This is a genomic window from Methylocapsa polymorpha, from assembly GCF_045689225.1.
GTDB classification, from domain to species: Bacteria; Pseudomonadota; Alphaproteobacteria; order Rhizobiales; family Beijerinckiaceae; genus Methylocapsa; species Methylocapsa polymorpha.
Genome location: NZ_CP136862.1, coordinates 3,944,249 through 3,967,217 on the forward strand (window position 1 = coordinate 3,944,249; position 22,969 = coordinate 3,967,217).

A 22,969-nucleotide genomic window follows, 5' to 3' on the forward strand; every position below is an offset into this window, starting at 1 on the left:
GCGGACGGCGCCCGCGCATTATGAAAGTTTGGTCCTTCGCTTCGGCGCGGATATGGTCTTTCCACGAAGGGGGAGATGATCGCGATGCCAGATTTCAAGCTGCCGCTGTCGGGCGACGTCAGCCAATCCTTTGGCTGGTGGACAGGATTTCTCAACTCGATCGGGAATCAGTTCAGCCTGATCAGCCTAAATCTCGGCAAATCCTCTGACCCGAAGGTGGAGGAAGACATTCTTTCCGACGTGGCGAGCTACGGCAAGCAGCTCGGCAGGATTGAAGACGCGCTGGGCGTCCTAATCGAGCATTTCAAGCCGGATCGCGCGCTGACGCCGGCCGAGAAAAAAGCGATTCACGATTTGAAGCGGCTGCTCGAAGACATAGACGACGTGAAAAAACGCAGCGCCGCGCAATCCACGGGCGACGTCTGACACCGAGAACTGGCCATATAGGCGGGCGACGTCGCTTGGATCAAAGGAGGGATTTGGGTGAGGTTAGCGGAATGAAACGCGCCGAAATCATCGCGAAGCTGAAATCTGCCGAGCCAGAGCTTCGGGCGCATGGCGTCGGAGCGCTTTATCTCTTCGGCTCTCATGCCCGCGACGAGGCGCAGGAGGAGTCCGACGTGGACGTGTTCGTCGATCCGGCCTCCGATGATTTTTACGATCTCGACCACTTTATTGGCGCGCACGAGGCCCTGGACCAAGCCTGCGGTCGCCGAGTCGATTACGGAACGCGCGGCGGCCTGGTTAAATTCTATCGTCCGACGATCGAGAGCGAGGCCATCCGGATTTTCTGATGGCTCCAAGCAAAAATCCGATCAACCGTCTGCGTCACATCATCGAAGAGGCGGCACTTATAGATAGCCACCCGGAGACGCTGTGGCGAATTGTGCGGCAGCAGTTCGCCGGTTTGGTCGCAGCCGTGCGCGCTACCATCGCTTCGAAAGAGACGTAAGCGCACAGCACAGACATATATATAGGGTTATATAGGGTCGACCGTGGTTCGGGGAATTAGACGGGAAAATGGGAATTTGGTGCTCGACGGTTATCCGGACGGGGCGACTGTGCACGGCATTGATTCGCCGGAGGCCAAGGAACTCAGGAGGCTCGCCGTGTTTATGGGCGAATTGCAGATCGTCGAGCGTTGGCTCAGCCTCATCCCTAGCGACGCGCCGCAGGATACCTCAGATCAAACCTTCGTATTTGCGGGCTTGGCTGACGCGGCGTTGTTGGCGTTCTGCCGATGCTTTGATTTGAATCACGCTTTGAGGCCTTTGAAAAAGAAGATGCTTTCCCTTGAGCAGCGAGACGAACTTGAGCGGCTCCAAAGCATCCGGAACAAGCTTGTCGCCCATGATGACCAGCTCTTCAATGGTGTGTTTTCGCTGATTGTCAGGTCGGCCGATTTAACCGCTATTGAGGCCGTTTCCCTTAACCTCCTCACACCGTTCGTTGCGCTTCCTGAGCTGAAAGCCTTACGAGCCCTGACGCAATTCGTTCTCGAATGGGTCAAGCAAGAGCATTGGAGGGTCGCTAGCGAAATTGTGCAGGCTTTCGACGCTATGCCAGCCGCCTATCGGGCCGCGGCGCCTCCTTTCACGATCAATGTTCAGTCGAAGGATCATTTCGCTCCAAAGAAAGAAAGAAGGCGGCAAAAATGAATCAGTTCGTCCCCTTCACCGACCGCGCCTCCGCCTTGATCGCCGCTGGCGACGAACGCGCCGCCCATCGCTTCTTCGAATTCTTCACCGCCAACATTCGCAACCCTCACCCGCGCCGCTGCGGATTTCCGTGACCTGAATCGCTGAAAGAACATTAATGACTGTTTCAGACAGCGGCAAAAACTCCAAACGGACTCACTAATACAACCCGCCCGTGCCCGTCCCCACTAGGCGATCCGCGTCAGGGTTGACGGTCTGGGCGCGCGGCGAGGCGTCGCCGACCGAATAGGTGTCGGGCGGCGCGGTGCCGGGCTTGAACGCCTCGAGGATCGAGCCCGCGCCGTTCGAGCGCATCCCCGACTTGACGTCGACGGAGATCAGCTTGATCCCCGGCGGCACGCGGAACGGAACGTCGGGCTTGTCCTTCAGCGCCAATTTCATGAAATCGCGGAAGATCGGCGCGGTGTAGTGCGCGGCCTGAGCGGAATCGCCGAGCGAGCGCGGCTGATCATAGCCCATGAACACGCCGACCGCGAGATCGGGCGAGAAGCCGACGAACCAAAGGTCCTTGGCCTCGTTCGTCGTGCCGGTCTTGCCCGCGAGATGCTTGCCGACATCCCTGATCGACTGGCCGGTGCCGCGCTGAATCACGCCTTCCATGATCGAGGTGATCTGATAGGCGGTGAGCGGATCGAGCACCTGCTCGCGCTTATCGATCAGCCGGGGCTCCGGCTGATTCTCCCATTTGGGCGCATCGCAGCTCTCGCAGACGCGCTCGTCGTGGCGGTAGATCGTATGGCCCCAGCGGTCCTGGATGCGATCGATCAGGGTCGATTTGATCCTCTTGCCGCCATTGGCGAGCATCGAATAGGCGGTGGTCATGCGAAGCAATGTGGTTTCGCCGGAGCCGAGCGACATGGCCAGGAACGGCGGCAGATCGTCATAAATCCCGAAGCGCTTGGCGTATTCGGCGATGAGCGGCATGCCGACGTCGCGGGCGAGCCGGACGGTCATCTGGTTGATCGAATGCTCGACGCCATAGCGCAATGTGTGCGGTCCGCCGGACTTGCCTTCGAAATTCTCCGGCCGCCACACGCCAAGGCCCGGGCCTTGATCGATTTCGATCGGCGCGTCAAGAATGATCGAGGACGGCGTATAGCCATTGTCGAGCGCGGTCGCATAGACGAAAGGCTTGAAGGAGGAGCCCGGCTGGCGCTGCGCCTGGGTCGCCCGGTTGAATTCGGACTGGTCGAACGAGAAGCCGCCGACCATGGCGAACACGCGGCCGGTATAGGGGTCCATCGCCACGATCGCGCCGCTGACCTCCGGGATTTGACGCAGCCGATATTGGCCAGGCTTTCCTTCGAGCGCCTCGACATAGATCACGTCGCCTGGCCCGAGGGAGGTGCGGGAATCCGAGCCGCGGCTCCAATGCAGTCCGACATTGGTGAGCACGCCGGATTCGCGTTCGCGCTCGATTTCACCGGATTTCTCATGGCGCGGCTGCAAGCCGATCCGCGCGCTGGACTCGGTCCCATCGATGACCACGGCGAGCCGCCAGGGCGCGACGTCGCCGAGAGCCGGGACATCAGCGAGTGGGATGCCCCAATCCTGGCTGATGTCGATATGGCGCATGGGGCCCCGGAATCCATGCGCCTCGTCATAACGCACGAGGCCGTCGACCAGCGCGCGCCGCGCCATCAGCTGCATTTTCGGATCAAGAGTCGTGCGAACCGAGAGGCCGCCTTCATAGAGTTTTTTCTCGCCATAGCGCTCGCCGAGCTCGCGGCGGACTTCCTCGGCGAAAAATCCCGCGGCCAAGGAATTCGGCGAGAGAACCCGCGGATTGACTCCGAGCGTCTCGGACTTGGCCTTTTCGCCCTCCTGGCGCGTGACATAACCATTCTCGACCATGCGGTCGATCACCCAATTGCGCCGCTCGATCGCGCGCTCCCTCTTCAGGAAAGGATGATAATTATTCGGCGCCTTCGGCAGGGCGGCGAGATAAGCAACCTGCGCAACCGTGAGTTCGTGGACCGATTTGCCATAGTAGTTCAGCGCCGCGGCGGCGACGCCGTAATTGCCGAGGCCGAGATAGATCTCGTTCAGATAAAGCTCAAGAATCTTGTCCTTCGAATAGGCTCCCTCGATGCGAAAGGCGAGCAGCGCCTCCCTGATCTTGCGTTCGATGGTGCGCTCATTCGTCAGGAGAAAGTTCTTGGCGACCTGCTGGGTGATGGTCGAGGCGCCTTGCACCCGCTTGCCGCCCTGCGCCAGGATCAAGAGATTGCGCAGGATGCCTTCCGGATCGACTCCGGCATGGGTATAGAAATTCTTGTCCTCAGCAGAGAGAAAGGCCTCTTTGACGAGCGGCGGGATGGCCGCGCTCGGCAGATAGAGACGCCGCTCGCGCGCATATTCGGCCAGGAGAGACCCGTCGCCGGCATGGACGCGAGTCATGACCCGCGGCTCATAATCCTTGAGCTGGGTATAGTCCGGCAGGTCCTGCTGAAATTTCCAAACCAGAAGTCCGGCTACAGAAGCCCCAACAATGAAAAGAATGGCGCCGGTCGCGAAAATAAATCCAAAGAATCGGGCAATGAGCCGCATGCGAATAGGCCTCTATGAAATCAGGGGCGCGCCGCCATCGTCGGGAAAATCGCCCGCCCCATTTGTTCGATCGCGTGATCCGAAACCGGATATGGTCTCGATCTCCAATGCGTTAAAGAAGCTCGGCTCTGGAGCGAGTTCTTAATCAATTGGATGGATTCCATCCAATCGGAACGCGCTCTAGGAGCCTGATCGAAACGCTGATCGCAACATGCGCCTGCAGCGCTCCTGGGGCTTCTCGCCAATGGCCATTGGCGAGTGTGATGCCTCGTCCGTGCGGCGTTTTTGTGTTGATAATTAGGCGGCCGCCCGCTCGCCTGCCCTAATTCGCCGCTTTGGATCAAGCGCTGTCGAAAATGCCCGTTTCCTGTACGCTAATGAGTCTATCGGAAATGAGTCTATCGGACCTGTCGGCAAAAGGCCGAAGGCAAGCTAGTGGGTTCGATGCGCGACATCCGTCGCCGGCGCGGTCTCTTCGAGCGGCGTCCGCTCCCTGTCCCCAGATGGAATGGGTCCACTCGTCCCTCGGGCGGAGAAAAACGCCTCGATCGCGTCAGCGACCCGGCTCGAGGCTTGGTCGCGCCATTCCGGCGACGCCAACGATAAGTCATCCTTTTGATTGGAGAGATAGCCAAGCTCCAACAAGACGGATGGAACGTCGGGCGCCTTCAAGACGCGGAATCCCGCCGAACGCTGCGGGTTCTTGTTGAGCCGGCCGGCGACTTTCCAATAATTCACCAGAGTGCGGGCGAAGACGTGGCTATAGGCGCGCGTTTCCCGGCGCGTGAGGTCGAATAATATGTCGGAGACGTCGCCCGAATCCTCCGCTCCATCCAGCCCGGCCGCGGCGTCGGATTGGTTTTCCTTTTCGGCGACCCGCGCGGCTTCCTTGTCCGATGCGCGGTCTGACACTGTATAGATGGTCGCTCCCGCGACATCGGCGGCGTCGGACAAAGTGTCGGCGTGAATCGACACGAACAGCGCGGCGTTGCCCTCGCGGGCCATCCTGACGCGTTCAGAAAGCGGCACGAAACTATCGTCGTCGCGCGTCATGACGGTCGTGAAGCGCCCGTCCGCCTCCAGCTTGGCCTTGACCGCCTTGGCAAAGTCAAACACCAGATTCTTTTCCACCAAGCCGTTGACGATAGCGCCGCTGTCGATTCCGCCGTGACCCGGATCAATCACGACAATCGGCTTTCCGGCCGCCGCCTCCAATTTTTGCGCCCGCACGGAATGAGGCTGCCCGGCCAAGGCTGCGCGCGCGCTTTGAACCGCCGCCCGAAAACTGGCGCGATCGGTCCTCGCCAGTTCGACGACCAGATGCGCCTTGCCGTCGCCGTCGCTCTTTTCGCTGGTCGCGCGCAAGATCCGCGCTGGAGCGCCGAGGTCAATGACGATGCGCGACTTTCCTTCCCCGAGCTGGCCGAATCGGAACGAGACGACAAGGCCCACAGATTTGCCGCGTCGGCGCCGATGATGCGCGCGCTTCGCCGGCTTGCCGGTCTCCGGATCGAGAGCGAATTCGACCTGCGGCAGATCGACGATGACGCGCGCTGGCCCCGCCAGCACAAAGGCCGCAGCGTCGACCGGCGCCGAAAGCTCGAACACGAGCCTAGCCTTGTCGCCGTTTTCCTCAAGCCTCGCCGCAGTGGCGACTGGCCGTCCCCCAGGCTCTAGCTGGCCTTGCGCGCGGGAGCCTCCAAGCGCCTCGGCATGCGATGCGGCCGGGGAGATCAACCAAGCCGCGAGCGCTGCAATCATGGCGATAGCCAATGGACCGCCAGCCTTGCAAATAGTCGCGCCCTTCGGCATTCGATTCGCCCCGTTTCGCCTTGCGGCGCGCACCGCGTCCGCATGAACGTCAGTTCAACGCTTCCAATAATCCCTTACGCGCATCTTCCAAACGCGCGAACCTGCTTCTAGGTCATAAGACCGGCGAGGTTAACGCCGTATAACCATGACGGAAATCCGCGGCGCGGGCCATCACGGCACAGGCGCAGCTCAGTAAAAAACTTGCCAAACTGATAACGAACTTGATATGAAAGGGTGATTTTTCGGGCTCGAAAATTCGCCTGCGTCAGATCTTCGGTGTTTTTTGGCGGCTCGGGTTCGCTCCTTTGGTAACGCGCCGTTTGAGTTTTCGGCGTTCCGGTTTCGGCGGTCGCTCTTTGACGTTTGGATCATGGATGTCCCGACGCGCAAGCCGGATCGGAGACAGCGCCTCAGCTGGCGGGGCGGAGCGACGCCGGCCCGGAATGAATGTTTAACGGTTTCCGTTTCGGGCAAGCCGTTTCGACTAGGTAACGACGAGATGGGCTGCTCTGCGGCGAGTGATTCAGCGAACTTCATGCATAGCGATTATGTGATTTCTTCGGCTGCGTCGGCGCCTGTTCTTTTTGGTCCAAAGCGTTTGGTTTCGAAGTTCATGCGTAGTGGCCGCGACTTCCCGGGCGGAGCTTGCCCCGGGAGATCAAGCCATCGCGCGTTGTCCCTCAACGAGGCGTCGCAACGCGCGTTTCCCTTTTCCAAATCTCCCCTCCATCCCATGCCCGACGCGCTCCTGTGTCGGCCGCACCTCGCCGCGGAGTCTCGCTCGCAGACTTTCGCCGGCGGCCGCGGCCCCGCGCCCGTCGCGCTTAAACGAGTTTCCCATGGCCAACAAAATGCTCATAGACGCGTCCCATCCGGAAGAAACCCGGGTGGTCGTCCTTCGCGGCAACCGGGTTGAAGAATTCGATTTCGAGTCCGCCAGCAAAAAACAACTTCGCGGCAATATATATCTCGCCAAGGTCACGCGCGTCGAACCATCGCTGCAAGCCGCCTTCGTCGACTACGGCGGCAATCGGCATGGCTTTCTCGCGTTCTCTGAAATCCATCCCGACTATTACCAGATTCCCGTCGTCGACCGTCAGGCTCTGATCGAGGAAGACGCAAAAGCCCAGAACGACGACGACGACGAAGACTCTCGCTCGCAGCGGCGCAGCCGGCGATTCCGCCGGGGCGATCGAAACGGACGGCGCGCCGAAAAACGTCGGGGCGAGGACGAAACGCTGTCCGAGCCTTACGAAGGCGAGGCGCCCCACGCAGCGGAGCCCGGCCTTGGCGCGGAGGCGCAAGGCGAAGCTCAGGCGTTGGCCCCTGCCATTGCGGCCCCGCGCAAGAGACCGACGGCCTGCCGCAAGAAGTCGCGCCGGCGTCGGACGCATCCGGCGAGGACGTCGCTCCGGCCGGGAGCGTCAGCGCCGCGGCGACTGGGTTTACGGCCGAGCCCCTTAACGGCTTTGTTGAAGACGAGGCTGCGGCTGCGCCGGCGTCTGATGGTTCGGCGCGCGGCCAAGACCAGGAGCGCGCGAGCGGCCTGAGCGAAGCCTTTGATGACAGCTCCCAACAGGATGACAACGCCTCCGAGGAGCATGAAGCGCGGCGCGGCGATGTCGAGAGGCCTGCCGTCGAGCGTCGGGACGACTCCGAGGACGAAGGCGAGGAGGAGGACGAGCAGGTCGAGCAGCTCGGCGGCGACGCGATGGAAGAGGTGCCGTTCCGCCCGCAGCGCTATCGCAAGCAATATAAGATTCAGGAGGTCATCAAGCGCCGCCAGGTGCTGCTCGTGCAGGTCGTGAAGGAAGAGCGCGGCAATAAGGGCGCCGCCCTGACGACTTATTTGTCGCTCGCGGGGCGCTATTCCGTGCTGATGCCGAACACGGCGCGCGGCGGCGGCATTTCGCGCAAGATCACCGATTCTACCGATCGGCAGAGGCTGAAATCCATCGCCCAGGAGCTCGAAGTGCCGGAAGGCATGGGCGTCATCCTCCGCACGGCGGGGGCCTCGCGCTCCAAGGCCGAGGTCAAGCGCGATTTCGAATATTTGCTCCGCATGTGGGAGACGGTGCGGGAAACCACCTTGCAGTCGACCGCGCCCACCCTCGTCTACGAGGAGGGCTCGCTGATCAAGCGCGCCATTCGCGACCTTTACAACAAGGACATAGACGAGATCGTGGTCGCCGGGGAGAACGGTTATCGCGAGGCGAAAGAATTCATGCGGCTCCTGATGCCGAGCCACGCCAAGAACGTCCAGCCCTATCGCGATCCGCAGCCCTTGTTCGCGAAGTCCGGCGTCGAAACGCAGCTCGACGCCATGTTCTCGAACCAAGTCACCTTGAAGTCGGGCGGCTATATCGTCATCAATCAGACCGAGGCCCTGGTCGCGATCGACGTCAACTCCGGCCGCTCCACGCGCGAGCATAATATCGAGGACACGGCGCTTCGCACCAATCTCGAGGCCTGTGACGAAATCGCCCGGCAATTGCGGCTGCGCGATCTCGCCGGCCTGATTGTCCTCGACCTCATCGACATGGAGGAAAACCGGAACAATCGCTCCGTCGAGCGCCGGTTGAAGGAGGCCTTGAAGAACGATCGAGCCCGCATTCAGGTCGGCCGCATCTCGCATTTCGGCCTTTTGGAGATGTCCCGCCAGCGCATCCGCACCGGCGTTCTCGAAGGATCGACCATCCTTTGCCCGCATTGCGCCGGCGCCGGGACGATCCGCTCCACCTCCTCCATCGCTCTATATGTTCTGAGGATTCTGGAAGACACTCTGATCAAGAGCGCAAGCTATGATCTCATCGTCAAGACAAGAACGGAAGTCGCGCTCTACATCCTCAATCAGAAGCGCAAGCATTTGCGCGAATTGGAAAAGCGATTCGGCGTAACCGTGACGATAGGAGCCGACGAGACCCTTACCGGCTCCACCTATCATGCGTTGGAGCGCGGCGAGCTCGCTGTCGGCGCAGGTGAGGTGGTCGCGCTACCGCAAGGCGAAATTCCGCGCGCGGCCGTCAATGCCCCCGCGGATATTTTCTTCACCGAAACCGATGAAGAGACGGAGGCTGAAAAAGCCGGCGAAGAAGCCCTATTCGACGCCGGCCAGGAAGCCGAAACGCTGGATGACGCGGGCGAGCGCGAGACGAGCGAAAGCGACGCCGAAGGCGACGCGGACGGTCGGCGCAAGCGCAGGCGCAGACGCAGGCGCGGACGCGGCGGCGATCGCGAAGGCTCGGGGATCGCGGCGAACGCCGCAGCCTCCCGATGACGCGCTTGAAGCGATTGCGCGGATCGGCGGCCTTCAGCCGAGACCAGTGGGCGAAGGCGGAGCCGAAGCGGAAGCCGAAGCTGAACCAGCGCTTGATCTCTTCACTGCCGAAACACCGGCTCCAGAGCCCCCCCGCGCCATCGGTCGCGCCGCGGCGGACGCAATGCGCGCGAGCGCGAGCCTGGCTTCGAGCCCGCGCGCGTCGGCGAGCCGGCGCAGGAATTCACCCAAAGGCGGAACCCGAACAGGAAGCGGCCCTCATCGGCCAATGCGGAAGGCGACGTCGGAGACGCGCCGCAAAGACCGGCGCGGCGCGGTCGCCGGCCGCCGCGCGCGGCGCGTGGCCAGGTCCCGAGCGGCGAGGCCGAAGCGCCAGCCATTCAGCCTAGCGCGGTCGACACGGCTCTGGGAGCCGATGATGGAGGACAATTCCAGCCCCCCGTCCACGAGCCGGAGTTGATTGGCGGCGCCGGAATCGCCCCATTTGCGGGCGCAGAAACCAATACCCGGGAAGCCCCGCCGCCGGCGCCGGTTCAAGATAGCGCGCCCGTCGAAGGCGAGGCTCCGTCCCACCCTGTCGGCGCGCCGCAGGAGAGCTCTTCGCAGCTGAGTTCTCCGCAGCCGGTCGAACACGATCCGGCGCGTCCGAAGCGCTCCGGCTGGTGGCAACGCGCGAAAGCGAGCTTCAGGGGTTAAGGCGCAGCGGATATGGCCGGGATTTGCGCCCGGCCACCTTCCGAGGTTTGGCATTAGCCGCGGCGGCGCTACGCCGTCGCCATGGCGACCAATTTGGCCACCGTGTTGATGTTTCGGACTGTGACCACACCCGTCGACGAGGGAAGCTTCAGCTTGGATCTTCCCATCCCATTGGGATAGTGAATGTAGATCTCTCTTTTACCTGCTCGGACTTCCTCTCCGCCTGGAATTGCCAAATTGTCCAGCAGTCCCTTGTGCGCCGCATCGGATAAAAAAACGACAGCGACCTTTGCGGGTTGGGCGCCGGGGAATGGATTGGCTTCCAAGACGGACAGCAACTCCGAAGCAGTCCGAACCACCACGTCGATCCGTTTGCCTATCCTCTCAGTCAGAGACTGTTCCAAAGCTTGCCGGACGCCTTCTTCGGAGAGGCGGCTCTCGAAGACGACGTTTCCGCTTTGAATATAGGTGCGCACTTTATCAAGGCCGAGGTCCGTGCACAGGACGGATAGCTCCTTCATCGGCAGCGTTCCTGTCCCACCGACGTTGATTGCGCGTAGTAGCGCGACGAAAACTGTCATTGATATCTCGGCGTTGCGCCCAAGAACCGAAAATGACGCCTCTGATCGGCTTCAAGCAAAAGTTCGCCTGCCGCACAGCCAGGCCGCCGCATTGCTGCGTGAAATCAGATTCCTGAACTTCTGCGACAGGTGGAAGACATAAAGATCAAACCGCCACGCCGCCAATTTAGCTCGCGCGTATAGTTCGCCTTGGAAATCTTTTCGCTCCGCACGGGGCTTGTCCTCACCGCAGCCAGGATTTCATCCGCCGCGACGCCTCGACGACGTCGCGTTCCGACCCTGCAAATGAGAACCGCACCGCGTGATGGCCGCGGGTGCGATCGAAATCGAGGCCGGGAGTCGCCGCGACGCCAATTTCATTTAGCATCTTCCCGCAAAAATCGAGCGAGTCACCGCTAAACCGCGAGATGTCGACATAGAGATAAAAGGCTCCGTCGGCGGGATGAAACCGGTCGAGCCCCATGCCCGGCAATTCGTTCAGAAGAATCGCGCGGTTGCTGGCATAGCGCGCAAGCGCGGCGTCAAGCTCGGCTTGCGCCTCGAAGACAGCCTCAGCGCCGAGCTGGCTCAAATAAGGGGCGGAGATCGCCAGGCTCTGATGCAAGCGCTCGACTGGGCGAACCAAATGATCGGGCAGCACGAGCCAGCCAATTCGCCAGCCGGTCATACAGAAATATTTGGAGAAGGAATTGGCGACGACAGCCTGCGACGAATATTGCAGCGCCGTTTGGGCCGGCTCTCCATAGGTCAGACCATGATAGACCTCGTCGGAAATAAACGCGATGCCCAGCCGCTCGCATGTCGCGCAAATATCGCGTAGGGCGTCGCCGCTCATCATGGCTCCGGTCGGATTGGCGGGGCTCATCAGCAGAAGTCCATCGAGCTTTTTCTCGGCGTGAGCGGCTTCGACCATCGCCGCCGTGACGACAAAGCGGGTGTCTTCCGGCGCCTCTATCGTCACCGTCTCAATGCCTAAAGCCTCAAGAATGTTGCGATAGGCCGGATAGCCCGGTGCGGCGACAGCGACGCGCGCGCCGGCGTCGAACAAGGCCAGAAAAGCCAGCACGAAACCGCCGGACGAGCCGGTCGTCACCGCGACCCGTTCGGGCGCGACCTCTACGCCATAAGCGTCGCGGTAATGCCGCGCGATCCGGACCCGCAGGCTCGGCCGGCCAAGCGCCTCGGTATAGCCGATCGGGCGGCCGTCGAGCGCGGCGATCGCGGCTTCGCGCACCGCGCGCGGCGGCGGCGAGGCGGGCTCTCCAATCTCCAGATGAACAATGTCATGCCCCTCCTGCTCCCTTCGCCTCGCTCGGACCATGACGTCGAGCGCCATAAAAGAAGCGACATTGGCCCGGAGAGAGACCGGCGCATTGAACGGGGCGGGAGCTTTCCATCGCGGCGCGGGCGTCGTCATCTTCCGGCCCTTTCCGTTTGATTGTCTCTCAAGACGGCGGGATGGCGGGACGCCGTAATTTCAACGCGAAGGTCCATGCTTGGGGCTCTCTTCCGTTTTTCTTTGAATATGCCGGCTCGATCGCCTTGCGCCGAGCCCCCGAGATTCCCATAAGTCAGCTGGCGTTCTATGCTGCGGATCAATATCGAGGAGAAAGATACATGTTTCAGCCGAGCCCCGCGCTTTTCCGACCCCGCCGCAGCCAATTCGCGGCGCTGGCCTTCGCCATTCTCGCCTTCGCGGCCGCTCCGGCGCGCGCGGAAGAGTTCACGCCGGGGCAGAAAGCCGAGGTAGAATCGATTATCAAGGACTATTTGCTGGCCAAGCCTGAAATTCTGCGCGACGCGCTCACCGAGCTTGAGGCGCGCGAGAAACTCGCGGAAACGAAGGCCCGCCAGGAAATTGTCGGAAATCCATCAGGCCCGCTCTACAGCGCCGCCAATCAAGCCGTGATCGGCAATCCGAACGGCAAGATCACCTTGATCGAATTCTTTGATTACAATTGCGGATATTGTAAGCGCGCCTTGAGCGATCTTGCAAAGCTCATGAAGGATAATCCCGATCTGCGCGTCGTCTTGCGCGACCTTCCCATTCTCGCGCCAGGCTCGGTCGAAGCAGCGCGAATCGCGAACGCCGCCAACAATCAGCTCAAGGGCCAGAAATTCTGGGAGTTTCACCAGAAACTCCTCGGCTCGCGCGGTCAGGTCGGCAAGGCCGAAGCGCTCGCAGTCGCCAAGGAGCTCGGCGTAGACATGGACAGGCTCGCCAAGGACTCCGCTGCGCCTTCGGCGACGGCCGGCGTCGACGAATCGGTGAACCTCGCCAAATCGCTTCAGGTGAGCGGCACGCCGACCTATGTCATCGGCGATGATGTCGTCGTCGGCGCCGTCGGCTATGACGATTTGCAAGCCAAAGTCGTCAATGTCAGGAAATGCGGCAAAGCGGTCTGTTCGTGATCACGCGGCCGCAGGTCGCTCGACAGGACAAATGTGCGTAGGGCGATTGCGCCTGACCATTGTCAGCGAGCCTCAGGGCTTGCCGACAAGGCGTCGGAAGCCGCCGCGGCTTCGATGGTCCCGTGACGGCGGCCACGTCATTTGCCGTTAGGCGTTGGCCGGGCGCCGTCTGTGGTCAAAAGGAGATTGGAAAATCGCTCAAATTCTTGGTTTTGTTGGCAGGAGAGGAGGGACTCGAACCCCCAACCCCCGGTTTTGGAGACCGGTGCTCTAACCAAATTGAGCTACACTCCTACGCGCGGCGCGACATTAGCTTGAAGCCCAGGCGCAAATCAAGCGCGGGAGGCCGAAAGCCGCCATTTCCATTGCGGCGCTCGCCCTCTTAAGGCCACGCCGCCCATATCCCCCGATCTCGCCAATCAGAGCGCGGACGCCGTTGAAGGTCCAGCTTCTTGCACGATCATTGCATCGCAATAGCCGCACCATCGTGGCGAGAAACGCGACCTTGACCGCATTCTCGCCTAGCGGAGGCGAGGAACATGCTGCCAACTATGATTCTGGTCGACGGGGCGCCGCGTTGCGTGATCCGTCCAAATGACAAGAAAGATCTCGATCGCTTCGTCCGCAACGCGAAGAAGTTTCTTCTGGCCGGAAACGAAGAAGCAAAGGTCACGCATCGACCGGCCGATGAAATGGAATCCGCCAAGTGGAAAGAGGGTTTCGACTTGCACAAGGCCTGGGGCGGCGCCGACGACACTTACATCGGCCTTCCGATTTTCAACTAAAGCCTTGGATCGCCTGGCGCGACTCCCCTGATGGGGCTGCGTTTCGGCAAGGTTCATAGGCCAAGAATGGGCGAGGCCAAACCATGACGTCAGCAGCATCGGGAACGAGCCAGGACGAGGAGGCCCTCATTCACGAGGCGCAGGCGAATTTCGCCAGCTTCTTCCGCTGGGTCGGCATTTTGAACGAAATGATTCAAAAGGAGATCGGCCCGAAATTCGGGCTCGTCGTAAATAATCCGGACGTCAATGTCGCGGAGCGCAAGGTTTCAGGGACGCTCGACGCCTCTCGGCCGGGCAAGCCGGGCTTGAGCATTCCTTTCTCCATCGTTGGCGACCGCATAAGCTTCAGCCATGAGAAATTCGCGCTGACCGACAAATTGACCGGAGAGAAAATCTCCGAATTCACCGTCAAGGCGACCGACGACGTGAACCGCATTCTCTCCGATGTCGTCCAAGATTTCATAGGGTGAAAGCCGTGGATTCGCGCCTCGAAATGGAATGGGCGGACGCGACCTGGGATCCGCTCGCCGGCTGCACGCGCAAAAGCGCGGCCTGCCGGCATTGTTACGCAGAAGCCTTGACCGCCGCCTCGTCGCAAAGCGGCCTTTGGGGACATGGCTTCGCCGAGATCGGGCCGAAGGGCCCGGCCTGGACCGGCCAGATCGCGCTTCTGGAAGACCGGCTGGCGCTCCCTCTCGGGTGGGAAAATCCCCGCCGAATCTTCGTCAACGCGCTTTCGGATCTCTTTCATGAATCTCTCCCCGTGGAGACGATCGACCGCATCTTCGCAGTCATGGCGCTCGCGCCGCGCCACACGTTTTTGGTCCTGACCAAACGGCCGAAAACGATGCAGCCCTATCTCGCCGACCCCGCTGCGCCCGGCCGGATCGCGGGCGCGATGGAGGCGATCGCGGCCAAAGACGGGACGCCCCACAAGATCGACGCCTGGCCGCTGCCCAATGTCTGGCTCGGCGTCACTGCTGAAAATCAAAAAGAAGCCGATCGCCGCATCCCGCTCTTGCTTGAGACGCCGGCCGCCGTGCGGTGGATCGCCGCCGAGCCCTTGCTCGAGTCGCTCGATCTCAAGATCGGAACCTGGCTCAGGGACGCGCCGGATGGCTCCGCCGGCGCTAAGCTCGATTGGATTGTCGCCGGCGGCGAAACCGGCCCGGAGGCGCAGCCTTGCCACCCGGATTGGGCGAGGTCGCTCCGCGACCAATGCGCCAAGAGCGGCGCGGCTTTCTTTTGGCGCCAATGGGGCGAGCATATCCCCGCGGCCGGCGTCGAAGCCGACTCGGCGCAGGCAACGGACAAAATGAGCTGGGAGCGGATCGGCGCAAGGCCCGCCAGCCGCTTTCTCGACGGCCTCCTCCACGAAGCCTTTCCCGCTCCACGGCTCTGATCAACTCAATCGATCAGCTTGCGCTCGCGGGCCGCAGCCTCGGCGAAAGCGCGGGCGTCGCCGCTGAAGCTCGCGCCGTCGTTGACGGTTGCATTGTTTCCAATCGTGATCCCATCGCCGAGACAGCGCCGGCCGTCCTGGGCGACAATGAAAAAGGCGTAGCGGTGCGCCTCCTGGCAATGCCGAACCAGAATGGTTTCTTCATCGGCCTGCTCGACCGAAAAATCAGCTTCCGTGTCCATAAATTACAACCTTGGCTCTACAGCTCGTTGCACTGTTTTCCAGAGACGTTCAGCGCGACGAATCAAGAAACATGCCCGATTTCAATTGGCCGTGCACATGGTCGAAAGACCTTCAGCGGTGGGCGTCCGCGACCACGTCCTCGAGCCAGATCTCCTGCCGCCCGAAGGCCTCCGTGTCGAAATCATCGATGACGCGTCCGCAGGCGATGGCGCCAAGAACGACCGCGCCTTCCGCCCGCAGACGGTCGCGCGCGGCCAGCAAGGTGGTTCCCGTCGAAACCAGATCGTCAACCAGCACGATCGCCTGCCCGCTGACGGGAAAATCACAGGTCATCAATCCGGCGATCTCATCGCGCTGCCCGACGTCCGCATCCTGCACCAGGGGCGGCGGCGGCTCGACCCATAAAAGCGCGTCGACAAGCGCCCATTTGAGCTCGATCGGCGCGAGCGCCTCGCTCAGCATGACCCACGAGCGAAACTCCTTCGCGTTGATCAGCGCGTCTTCGGAGGGGATAGGAACCAGGAGCGGGTTCGACCATGATCCTTCCTCCGCGATCCGTTTGGCGATGAACCTCCCATAGGCCCGGCGCGCCAGGCCGATATTGGCTTTGGCGACGCGGATTTTGTCGCTTTTCGTATGAATGTTGAAAGGCTGCTCGAATTGCCCGGACCGCACCGCGCGACAAAAGCGATAGGCGTCCCAATAGTTCGGCGTTCGCGCGGCGGACTCATTCGCCGCGTCGGAATAATAGCCGCACATAAAAAACAGCTTCATCGCTTCGAATCCTGTCGAGGATCTCTCGAGCGTTTCCGCTTCCGGCCGCATGGCCGCGCCTATCCGCATTTCATGGCGAATGGAGGCCCGCTCAATCGGGTGCTAGGATGGGGGGCGCCACGCTTCTGGAGAATCTCGCCAATCCGGCGGCGGGTCTTGCCTGCGCGGTCTATGATCGGTCTTGCGCCAAGCAACATTTATACCGCAAGCGAAGCCCAAGCGCCAGCCGGCGGGCGCGGCTGACAGTCGAAGAGCCAAACGCCATATAGGAGCGTGATCTCTTGGCGGCGTCCATCCTTGAAACGAGCGAAGGGGCGAAAGCCGACATGGAAAGCGCAGCATCTCGAACCTTGGAGCCCGCCGATCTGATCGCTCGGCTCGAAGCGATCGTCGGCGACGCGAATGTCCTCACGGACGCGAGAGACATGGAGAGCTTCCTGCGCGAGCCGCGCGATCTCTTCCACGGCAAGGCGATTTGCGTGGTCCGAGCGGGCTCGACGGCGGAGGTCGCGGCCATACTCGAACTTTGCCATCAGACGGCGACGCCAGTCGTCCCGCAAGGCGGAAACACCGGTCTCGTCGGCGGCCAGATTCCCGACGCGCGCGGCGACGCGCTCGTCCTTTGGCTCGGCCGGATGCAAGCCCTGCGCGAGATCGATCTCTCGTCCAACACGATGACCGTCGAGGCGGGAATGACCTTGGCTCATGCGCAGGAGGCCGCTGAGCGCGCCGGGCGCCGGTTTCCGCTCTCCCTCGCCTCCGAAGGCTCCTGCACCATTGGCGGCAATCTCGCGACCAATGCGGGCGGAACCGGCGTCATCGCCTATGGCAATGCGCGCGATCTCGTGACCGGGCTCGAAGTCGTGCTCGCCGACGGGAGGATCTTGTCCGATCTTTCAAAGCTCAAGAAGGACAACACCGGCTATGACCTCAAGCACCTTTTCATGGGCTCGGAAGGCACGCTCGGAGTCATCACCGCCGCGGTGTTGAAGCTCTATCCGAAGCCGCGCGCCATCGCGACCGCCTTCGTGGGCCTCGCCTCGCCGCAGTCGGCGCTTGCCCTGCTCGATCTTGCAAGGGATATGGCTGGGGGCGAGATCACCAGTTTCGAGCTCATCCCGCGCATCGGGCTCGATTTCGTCCTCAAGCATGCGCAAGGCGTCCGCGATGTTTTGGCTGGACGCCATGCTTGGCATGTGCTGCTCGAACTGAGTTCGCAACGCGCCGAGGGTCTCGAAGGCCGCCTGCTTGAACTGCTTGCTGCGGGCGCAGAGAAAGGCATTGTCGAGGACGCCGCAGTCGCCGCTTCGCAGGGTCAGCGCGAAGCGTTCTGGAAGCTGCGCGAGCTTTTGTCGGAAGTTCAGCGCCTCGAAGGCGGCTCAATCAAGCATGACATCAGCGTTCCGGTGGCGGATGTCCCAACTTTCGTCGAAGAGGCGGAACGCGCGGTGTCGGCGGCGATTCCCGGCGCGCGGCCAGTGCCCTTTGGCCATCTCGGCGACGGCAATATTCACTTCAATGTGTCGCAGCCGATCGGCGCCGACAAAGCCGCGTTTCTCGCCCGGTGGGACGAGATCAACGCGATCGTTCACGCGATTGTGACGGCGCATCGAGGTTCGATTTCAGCCGAACATGGCATCGGCCAATTGAAGCGTCATCTCCTGCCGAATGTGAAAGACAAGGTGGCGTTGGAGGTCATGCGCGCGTTGAAGCATACGCTCGACCCGAAGGGAATTCTCAATCCCGGCAAAATGCTATAAGGGCTTGCATCGGCCGAAGTTGGACTGCGCCTCGTGACCGTTACGACCAGGACCATGCAACGAAGAAACAATTGTCGATTTATTGCAAGCCTCGCACTGCTCTTGCCGACGGCGGCGTTGGCGGCGAGCGTGGCGGCGCCGATCACCGCCTGCAAGGATGAGGCGGATTCCAAAAAGGTGTTCGAATTCATCTCAAAGAACGACGCTTCCGGACTCGACAAGTTCAAGACATCCAAGGTCGCTGCAGGCGACTGCTCCTCCCTGTCGAAGGGCATGGCCGTTACGATCGATAAGAAGGACGGTCAATATATGTGCGTTCGCCCGACGGGCGGGCTCGATTGTTTTTGGGCCGCCGCCGTCACGATAAATGAAAATCCGACCCAGCCAGAGAAGGCGCAGTCGCCGCAGCCTGGCGACCGTGGACGCGGCGGCCGCCAACCGCAGCTCTAGAGCATGTTCTTGAAGGCGTTGTTCGACATTTCGAAATTCGAGAACGCCGACGCGGATCACGTTTCGCTTTTCGTGAGTTTCCAACAAGGAGCCTAGCGCCTCATGCCGCTCACCCGAATTTCCCTTCTTAAGGGCAAGTCCCCCGAGTATCGGCGCGCGATTCTCGACAGCGTTTATCGCGCGATGATCGAGACTTTCGACGTGCCGGAAGACGATCGCTTTATGACGATCGACGAATATGAGCCGGATAATTTTCTCTACAGCAAAAGCTATCTCGGCATCGCGCGCGACGACGACATCGTGATCATTCAGATCACGGCGAACAACACGCGCACGCTCGACAAGAAGAAGGCTTTTTACGCCCGCATCGCCGAGCTGTTGGCGAAGAGCCCGGGCGTGAGGCCAGAGAATGTGTTTGTGAATCTGGTGGAAGTCGCGAAAGAAAACTGGTCCTTCGGAAACGGCGTCGCACAATATGGCTGAACGAAACAAAAGACCTGAGCCGCTGGCGCGGCTCTCGCCTCTTTCCGTGGCGTTGCAGCGAAGGCGTAGCGCACAGCGTAGAGCAGGAATTGAATGCTATTTGGCAGAAATCCAGAACTCGGCGGTTGGCGCCTAATGGCGCTTTAGCTTCGCATACACTTTGTCATAATCTTCCGCGACGCGATCGACGTTGAAATAGTCCGCCCCGCTCTTCGACCTCAGGCGCCAGTCACGCAGCGCGTTTTCATCCTGCATCAATTTGCGCAACGCCGCAGCTATTTGCTCAGGGTGGCCCGGTTCGACCAATTGACCGGCCTTTCCATAAGCCAGAAGCTCCGGAATTCCGCCTACATCAGTGGCGACAATTGCGCAGCCAGCCGCCCGCGCTTCGGCAATCGCAAGACCAAAGGGTTCGGCGTAGGAGGCCATGACAAAAATATCGGATCGCTGCAACAGCTTCTTTGGCGCAAATATCGATCCCAGAAAATGCGTCGACTGCGACACTCCCAGCTCGCGCGCCAACGCCTCCAATTTCTCGCGATCTGGACCCTCTCCGATAATGTTGAGGCGCCAGTCGGGAAAATCGCGGAGGACCTCAGCGAAGGCGGCGATAAGATCATGCACGCCCTTGCGCTGATGCAAACCGCAGACAGTAGCGATCGAAGGCGTGGCGAGCGCCGGTTCGATTGTCGGTCTAAAATTCTCGCGCGGGGAGCCGTTAGGGCCGTTCAGAATGACGACAACCTGATCCGGACTGAACCCCCGAGTCAGGAGAAAGTCTCGTTCGGCGCTGCTGACCGCCACGACAATGCGGCCGAGACGCATGAGACCCGAATGGCCGTCGAAGGAATTGTGCATTGTGGTCACAAGCGGCGCGCCGGTCAGCTTGGAGGCGAAATAGCCGAAGACCGCGCTCGACATCATATGCGCGTGGATGACATCCGGCTTGAACCGCCAGCAGAGACGAACCAATGCGGCGAGATTTCGTAGCACCGAAAGCAGCCTGCTCTCCTGACGGATTTCCGCGCGCCGCACGCCCTCCGAGTCGAGAAGGGGCGCATAATAGCCTCCGCCGCTTGCGAAAAGGACCTCGTGTCCCCTCCGCGCTTGCGCACAGGCGAGATCGACGGCGAAGTGAACATTGCCATGGCCATGGTCGCAATGCTTGATCAAATGAAGGATGCGCATGGCGAACTTATATCTCCAAAATGCGCCAACGCGCGCCCTTCGGCGCGAGGGAAATCGAATTTCGAGAAAAATCGAACCGCCTACAAAAAGACTTCCGAGCCTTTCGTTCAGCTCTGTCTTCACAATAGGTTATGTTATAGCTTTGATTTTTATGTCCGTGACAGCGATATGTAAATCGACCATCATATGTTTCTATTCTAAAGACTTCACGTCCGTTATTAAGACACTCCACAAAGTCTTTTGATGAAAGATCAACAAATATATCAATTATTTGCTGGTTATCAACAAGGGTCATATCAGCCTCCGCTTAACCCAAGCGAGCGGCAGCTTTATATTGCATGAAACCTTATCTGCATAGTAAAATTGTTGCGTTGCACCGAGCGGTCGCTAGAGGGGGTCAGAAACAAACAGCCCCTTCCCCGCGCTAGCCGAGATCGACAAGCCGTTTGTCTCCGTCTCATTTCAAATTGGGTCTACCGGCCTGGATAAAACCCTCGACCGCCCTCCTCTATCCAGTCCGCGACCCGATAGCGGCGGTTGTTTTATTTCCCTTAAATGCTATCCGGCCTGGACGAAACTCTCGAGCACCATCTTGCGGCCGGCCTTGTCGAAATCCACGGTCAGCTTGTTGCCGTCGACGGCGGCTACTTCGCCATAGCCGAACTTGACATGAAACACGCGCGCGCCAATCGCAAAGGCCGAGGATGCGCCCGAACTCGCGACAAGCTCGCCCTCGATCTGCATAGGCCCGCGCCGCGCTCTGCTCTCCTTGAACGAGCTTCCTTTGTCCTGTCCTTGCTTGGCGTCCTCGGCCCGGCGCTGCTGGGCGCGCTGCCATCCCGGCGTCGAATAGGATGAGGCATAGCTGTCCATGTTCGCGAATCGCGATTGCGCATAGCCGCCATAGGCGGAGCCCGAAGCTGCTTCGACGACGTCGACATGGTCGGCCGGCAATTCATCGAGAAAGCGCGAGGGAATCGTCGTCTGCCAAAGCCCATGGATGCGCCGGTTGGTCGCGAAATAAATTTTCGCCCTGAGCTTCGCCCGCGTGAGCCCGACATAGGCGAGGCGCCTTTCCTCCTCGAGGCCGGCGCGCCCCGATTCGTCGAGCGAGCGCTGATGCGGAAACAGCCCCTCCTCCCAGCCGGGCAGAAAGACGGTTTCGAATTCAAGCCCTTTCGCCGCGTGCAAGGTCATGATGGACAAGCGCGCCTCGGCGTCCTTGTTTTCGGCCTCCATCACCAGCGAAATATGTTCGAGAAAACCGGCGAGATCCGGAAACTCCTCCATCGAGCGGACGAGCTCCTTCAAGTTTTCGAGTCGGCCCGCGGCCTCGGCTGTGCGGTCCTTCCGCCACATGTCGGTATAGCCGGATTCCTCAAGGATGATCTCGGCGAGCTCGCCTTGCGGCTTCACATCGATCAAAGCCGCCCAGCGGACGAAATCGGTCAGAAGACTGCGCAAGGTCTGGCGCTGCTTCGGCTTCAACTCCTCGGTCTCGACCATGTTTTGCGCGGCGCGCATCAAAGGGATGCGCTCGCGCCGCGCGTGATCATAGAGAAGCTGCAAGGTGGCGTCGCCAAGGCCGCGTTTCGGCAGATTGAAGATGCGCTCGAAGGCGAGATCATCGGCCGGCTGCGCGACGCAACGCAGATAGGCGAGCGCGTCGCGAATTTCGGCGCGTTCGTAGAATCTCGGGCCGCCGATCACGCGGTAAGGCAGACCCAAAGTGATGAAGCGCTCCTCGAATTCGCGCATCTGAAACGAGGCGCGCACCAGGATAGCGATCTCCTCGAAACCATGGCCCGCGCGCGTCAATTGCTCGATCTCTTCGCCAATCGCGCGGGCCTCCTCTTCCGAATCCCAGACGCCGGCGACGGTCGGCTTTTCGCCGAGCTCGCCATCAGTGAAGAGGGTCTTGCCGAGGCGTCCCTGGTTATGTGCGATGAGAGAGGCGGCCACGCTCAGAATATGGCCGGTGGAGCGGTAATTGCGTTCGAGCCGGATGATCTTGGCGCCCGGAAAATCCGTTTCGAACCGCAGAATATTATCGACATCGGCGCCGCGCCAGCCATAGATCGACTGATCGTCGTCGCCGACGCAGCAGACATTGCGCCGCCCCTGCGCGAGAAGCCTCAACCACAAATATTGGACGCTGTTGGTGTCCTGATATTCATCAACGAGCATGTAGTGGAAACGGTCCTGATATTGTTTCAGGACATCGGGATTGTCGCGGAGCAGCCGCAAGGATTCCAGCAGAAGATCGCCGAAATCGGCGGCGTTCAGAACTTTCAAACGCTCCTGATACAGCGCATAGAGCAGGCCGCCCTTGCCATTCGCGAAAGCGGCGGCCTCGCCCGCGGGCACATGCGCCGGATCGAGCCCGCGATTTTTCCAGGCGTCGATTTGATAGGCGAGCGCGCGGGCGGGCCAACGTTTATCGTCCACGTTCTCGGCTTGCAGGACCTGCTTCAGCAAGCGGATCTGGTCGTCCGTGTCGAGAATGGTGAAGCTGGATTTGAGGCCGACCAGTTCGGCGTGGCGGCGCAGGATCTTGGTCGAAATGGCGTGAAACGTGCCGAGCCAGGGCATGCCTTCGGCGACGGGGCCCGCGAGCGCGGCGACGCGCTCCCGCATTTCCCGCGCGGCCTTATTGGTGAAGGTGACGGCCAGGATCTCATGCGCGCGGGCGCGGCCTTGGCTGATGATATGGGCGATTTTCGTGGTGAGAACCCGCGTCTTGCCCGTGCCCGCGCCGGCGAGCACCAGAACCGGCCCATCCATCGCCTCGACAGCAGCGCGCTGCTCGGCGTTCAACCCGTCGAGATAGCGCTGTCC

The 22,969-nt window shown here is 61.0% G+C and carries 20 protein-coding genes, 1 tRNA gene and 1 pseudogene; 13 read left to right on the forward strand and 9 right to left on the reverse strand.

All coding sequences use genetic code 11. The features are described from left to right. Positions 1-75 precede the first annotated feature (75 nt). From RZS28_RS18120 to RZS28_RS18140, 5 genes are all read left to right on the forward strand, one after another. Positions 76-426, forward strand: a complete 351-nt coding sequence (locus RZS28_RS18120; RefSeq protein ID WP_407339116.1) for a hypothetical protein — start codon at positions 76-78, stop codon at positions 424-426. A gap of 71 nt (positions 427-497) precedes the next feature. Beyond that, a complete protein-coding gene (locus RZS28_RS18125) occupies positions 498-794 on the forward strand; it encodes a nucleotidyltransferase family protein (protein ID WP_407339117.1) in 297 nt (98 codons plus the stop codon). Beyond that, positions 794-952, forward strand: a complete 159-nt coding sequence (locus RZS28_RS18130; RefSeq protein ID WP_407339118.1) for a hypothetical protein — start codon at positions 794-796, stop codon at positions 950-952. The genes RZS28_RS18125 and RZS28_RS18130 overlap by 1 nt, the downstream gene beginning before the upstream one ends. A gap of 76 nt (positions 953-1,028) precedes the next feature. After that, positions 1,029-1,658, forward strand: coding sequence for a hypothetical protein (locus tag RZS28_RS18135; protein ID WP_407339119.1), 630 nt, complete (start codon positions 1,029-1,031; stop codon positions 1,656-1,658). After that, a complete protein-coding gene (locus tag RZS28_RS18140) occupies positions 1,655-1,792 on the forward strand; it encodes a hypothetical protein (protein WP_407339120.1) in 138 nt (45 codons plus the stop codon). The genes RZS28_RS18135 and RZS28_RS18140 overlap by 4 nt, the downstream gene beginning before the upstream one ends. Before the next feature lie 64 nt (positions 1,793-1,856). On the opposite strand, the gene RZS28_RS18145 is transcribed toward RZS28_RS18140, so the two are convergent. Next, positions 1,857-4,268 carry a penicillin-binding protein 1A gene (locus tag RZS28_RS18145; protein ID WP_407339121.1) on the reverse strand — a complete coding sequence of 804 codons (2,412 nt, stop codon included), beginning with the start codon at positions 4,266-4,268 and terminating at the stop codon, positions 1,857-1,859. A gap of 432 nt (positions 4,269-4,700) precedes the next feature. Beyond that, positions 4,701-6,029: an N-acetylmuramoyl-L-alanine amidase gene (locus RZS28_RS18150; protein WP_407339122.1), complete on the reverse strand. Its 1,329-nt coding sequence runs from the start codon at positions 6,027-6,029 to the stop codon at positions 4,701-4,703. A gap of 890 nt (positions 6,030-6,919) precedes the next feature. Here RZS28_RS18150 and RZS28_RS18155 point away from each other — a divergent pair. Next, positions 6,920-9,817, forward strand: a pseudogene (locus tag RZS28_RS18155) (Rne/Rng family ribonuclease). 304 nt (positions 9,818-10,121) lie between these two features. Here the strand turns inward: RZS28_RS18155 and RZS28_RS18160 are convergent. Then, positions 10,122-10,634 (reverse strand): DUF1697 domain-containing protein, encoded by a 513-nt coding sequence (locus tag RZS28_RS18160; protein WP_407339123.1) that lies wholly within the window; start codon positions 10,632-10,634, stop codon positions 10,122-10,124. A gap of 223 nt (positions 10,635-10,857) precedes the next feature. Continuing rightward, entirely contained in the window at positions 10,858-12,051 is a 1,194-nt protein-coding gene (locus RZS28_RS18165; protein ID WP_407339124.1) for a pyridoxal phosphate-dependent aminotransferase, read from the reverse strand. A gap of 200 nt (positions 12,052-12,251) precedes the next feature. On the opposite strand from RZS28_RS18165, the gene RZS28_RS18170 reads away from it, so the two are divergent. Next, entirely contained in the window at positions 12,252-13,046 is a 795-nt protein-coding gene (locus RZS28_RS18170; RefSeq protein ID WP_407339125.1) for a DsbA family protein, read from the forward strand. A gap of 216 nt (positions 13,047-13,262) precedes the next feature. Here the strand turns inward: RZS28_RS18170 and RZS28_RS18175 are convergent. Beyond that, positions 13,263-13,340 (reverse strand) — tRNA-Trp (locus tag RZS28_RS18175). 245 nt (positions 13,341-13,585) lie between these two features. Between RZS28_RS18175 and RZS28_RS18180 the strand changes: the two genes are divergently transcribed. The 3 genes from RZS28_RS18180 (at position 13,586) to RZS28_RS18190 (ending at position 15,233) form a co-directional block, all read left to right on the forward strand. Further along, on the forward strand, positions 13,586-13,831 hold the full coding sequence (locus tag RZS28_RS18180) for a hypothetical protein (RefSeq protein WP_407339126.1): 246 nt from the start codon (positions 13,586-13,588) through the stop codon (positions 13,829-13,831). 83 nt (positions 13,832-13,914) lie between these two features. Next, positions 13,915-14,301 (forward strand): hypothetical protein, encoded by a 387-nt coding sequence (locus RZS28_RS18185; protein WP_407339127.1) that lies wholly within the window; start codon positions 13,915-13,917, stop codon positions 14,299-14,301. After that, complete coding sequence (locus RZS28_RS18190) at positions 14,298-15,233, forward strand: phage Gp37/Gp68 family protein (protein ID WP_407339128.1); 936 nt, start codon at positions 14,298-14,300, stop codon at positions 15,231-15,233. Before RZS28_RS18185 ends, RZS28_RS18190 begins: the two co-directional genes overlap by 4 nt. 5 nt (positions 15,234-15,238) lie before the next feature. Here RZS28_RS18190 and RZS28_RS18195 read toward each other — a convergent pair whose 3' ends face one another. Next, positions 15,239-15,475 (reverse strand): hypothetical protein, encoded by a 237-nt coding sequence (locus RZS28_RS18195; protein ID WP_407339129.1) that lies wholly within the window; start codon positions 15,473-15,475, stop codon positions 15,239-15,241. Between the two features lie 112 nt (positions 15,476-15,587). Beyond that, positions 15,588-16,250, reverse strand: coding sequence for a hypothetical protein (locus RZS28_RS18200; protein WP_407339130.1), 663 nt, complete (start codon positions 16,248-16,250; stop codon positions 15,588-15,590). 326 nt (positions 16,251-16,576) lie between these two features. Here RZS28_RS18200 and RZS28_RS18205 point away from each other — a divergent pair, with 326 nt between their 5' ends. The 3 genes from RZS28_RS18205 (at position 16,577) to RZS28_RS18215 (ending at position 18,943) form a co-directional block, all read left to right on the forward strand. Continuing rightward, on the forward strand, positions 16,577-18,010 hold the full coding sequence (locus tag RZS28_RS18205) for an FAD-binding oxidoreductase (RefSeq protein WP_407341169.1): 1,434 nt from the start codon (positions 16,577-16,579) through the stop codon (positions 18,008-18,010). A gap of 54 nt (positions 18,011-18,064) precedes the next feature. Continuing rightward, entirely contained in the window at positions 18,065-18,460 is a 396-nt protein-coding gene (locus tag RZS28_RS18210; protein ID WP_407339131.1) for a hypothetical protein, read from the forward strand. Positions 18,461-18,562: 102 nt separating this feature from the next. Beyond that, complete coding sequence (locus RZS28_RS18215; RefSeq protein WP_407339132.1) at positions 18,563-18,943, forward strand: tautomerase family protein; 381 nt, start codon at positions 18,563-18,565, stop codon at positions 18,941-18,943. A gap of 132 nt (positions 18,944-19,075) precedes the next feature. On the opposite strand, the gene RZS28_RS18220 is transcribed toward RZS28_RS18215, so the two are convergent. Together RZS28_RS18220 and RZS28_RS18225 are read right to left on the reverse strand one after the other, a co-directional pair. Beyond that, positions 19,076-20,131, reverse strand: coding sequence for a glycosyltransferase family 4 protein (locus RZS28_RS18220; protein ID WP_407339133.1), 1,056 nt, complete (start codon positions 20,129-20,131; stop codon positions 19,076-19,078). A gap of 558 nt (positions 20,132-20,689) precedes the next feature. After that, on the reverse strand, positions 20,690-22,915 hold the full coding sequence (locus RZS28_RS18225) for an ATP-dependent helicase (protein WP_407341170.1): 2,226 nt from the start codon (positions 22,913-22,915) through the stop codon (positions 20,690-20,692). Between the last annotated feature and the right edge of the window lie 54 nt (positions 22,916-22,969).

What these genes read in the sequence shown, in the direction of transcription:
- RZS28_RS18200 (WP_407339130.1), bottom strand. Translation starts at nt 16,250, where the DNA reads ATGAAGCTGTTTTTTATGTGCGGCTATTATTCCGACGCGGCGAATGAG.
- RZS28_RS18160 (WP_407339123.1), bottom strand. Translation starts at nt 10,634, where the DNA reads ATGACAGTTTTCGTCGCGCTACTACGCGCAATCAACGTCGGTGGGACA.
- RZS28_RS18125 (WP_407339117.1), top strand. Translation starts at nt 498, where the DNA reads ATGAAACGCGCCGAAATCATCGCGAAGCTGAAATCTGCCGAGCCAGAG.
- RZS28_RS18165 (WP_407339124.1), bottom strand. Translation starts at nt 12,051, where the DNA reads ATGACGACGCCCGCGCCGCGATGGAAAGCTCCCGCCCCGTTCAATGCG.
- RZS28_RS18215 (WP_407339132.1), top strand. Translation starts at nt 18,563, where the DNA reads ATGCCGCTCACCCGAATTTCCCTTCTTAAGGGCAAGTCCCCCGAGTAT.
- RZS28_RS18120 (WP_407339116.1), top strand. Translation starts at nt 76, where the DNA reads ATGATCGCGATGCCAGATTTCAAGCTGCCGCTGTCGGGCGACGTCAGC.
- RZS28_RS18130 (WP_407339118.1), top strand. Translation starts at nt 794, where the DNA reads ATGGCTCCAAGCAAAAATCCGATCAACCGTCTGCGTCACATCATCGAA.
- RZS28_RS18145 (WP_407339121.1), bottom strand. Translation starts at nt 4,268, where the DNA reads ATGCGGCTCATTGCCCGATTCTTTGGATTTATTTTCGCGACCGGCGCC.
- RZS28_RS18150 (WP_407339122.1), bottom strand. Translation starts at nt 6,029, where the DNA reads ATGATTGCAGCGCTCGCGGCTTGGTTGATCTCCCCGGCCGCATCGCAT.
- RZS28_RS18225 (WP_407341170.1), bottom strand. Translation starts at nt 22,915, where the DNA reads ATGGATGGGCCGGTTCTGGTGCTCGCCGGCGCGGGCACGGGCAAGACG.
- RZS28_RS18140 (WP_407339120.1), top strand. Translation starts at nt 1,655, where the DNA reads ATGAATCAGTTCGTCCCCTTCACCGACCGCGCCTCCGCCTTGATCGCC.
- RZS28_RS18195 (WP_407339129.1), bottom strand. Translation starts at nt 15,475, where the DNA reads ATGGACACGGAAGCTGATTTTTCGGTCGAGCAGGCCGATGAAGAAACC.
- RZS28_RS18185 (WP_407339127.1), top strand. Translation starts at nt 13,915, where the DNA reads ATGACGTCAGCAGCATCGGGAACGAGCCAGGACGAGGAGGCCCTCATT.
- RZS28_RS18210 (WP_407339131.1), top strand. Translation starts at nt 18,065, where the DNA reads ATGCAACGAAGAAACAATTGTCGATTTATTGCAAGCCTCGCACTGCTC.
- RZS28_RS18220 (WP_407339133.1), bottom strand. Translation starts at nt 20,131, where the DNA reads ATGCGCATCCTTCATTTGATCAAGCATTGCGACCATGGCCATGGCAAT.
- RZS28_RS18205 (WP_407341169.1), top strand. Translation starts at nt 16,577, where the DNA reads ATGGAAAGCGCAGCATCTCGAACCTTGGAGCCCGCCGATCTGATCGCT.
- RZS28_RS18180 (WP_407339126.1), top strand. Translation starts at nt 13,586, where the DNA reads ATGCTGCCAACTATGATTCTGGTCGACGGGGCGCCGCGTTGCGTGATC.
- RZS28_RS18170 (WP_407339125.1), top strand. Translation starts at nt 12,252, where the DNA reads ATGTTTCAGCCGAGCCCCGCGCTTTTCCGACCCCGCCGCAGCCAATTC.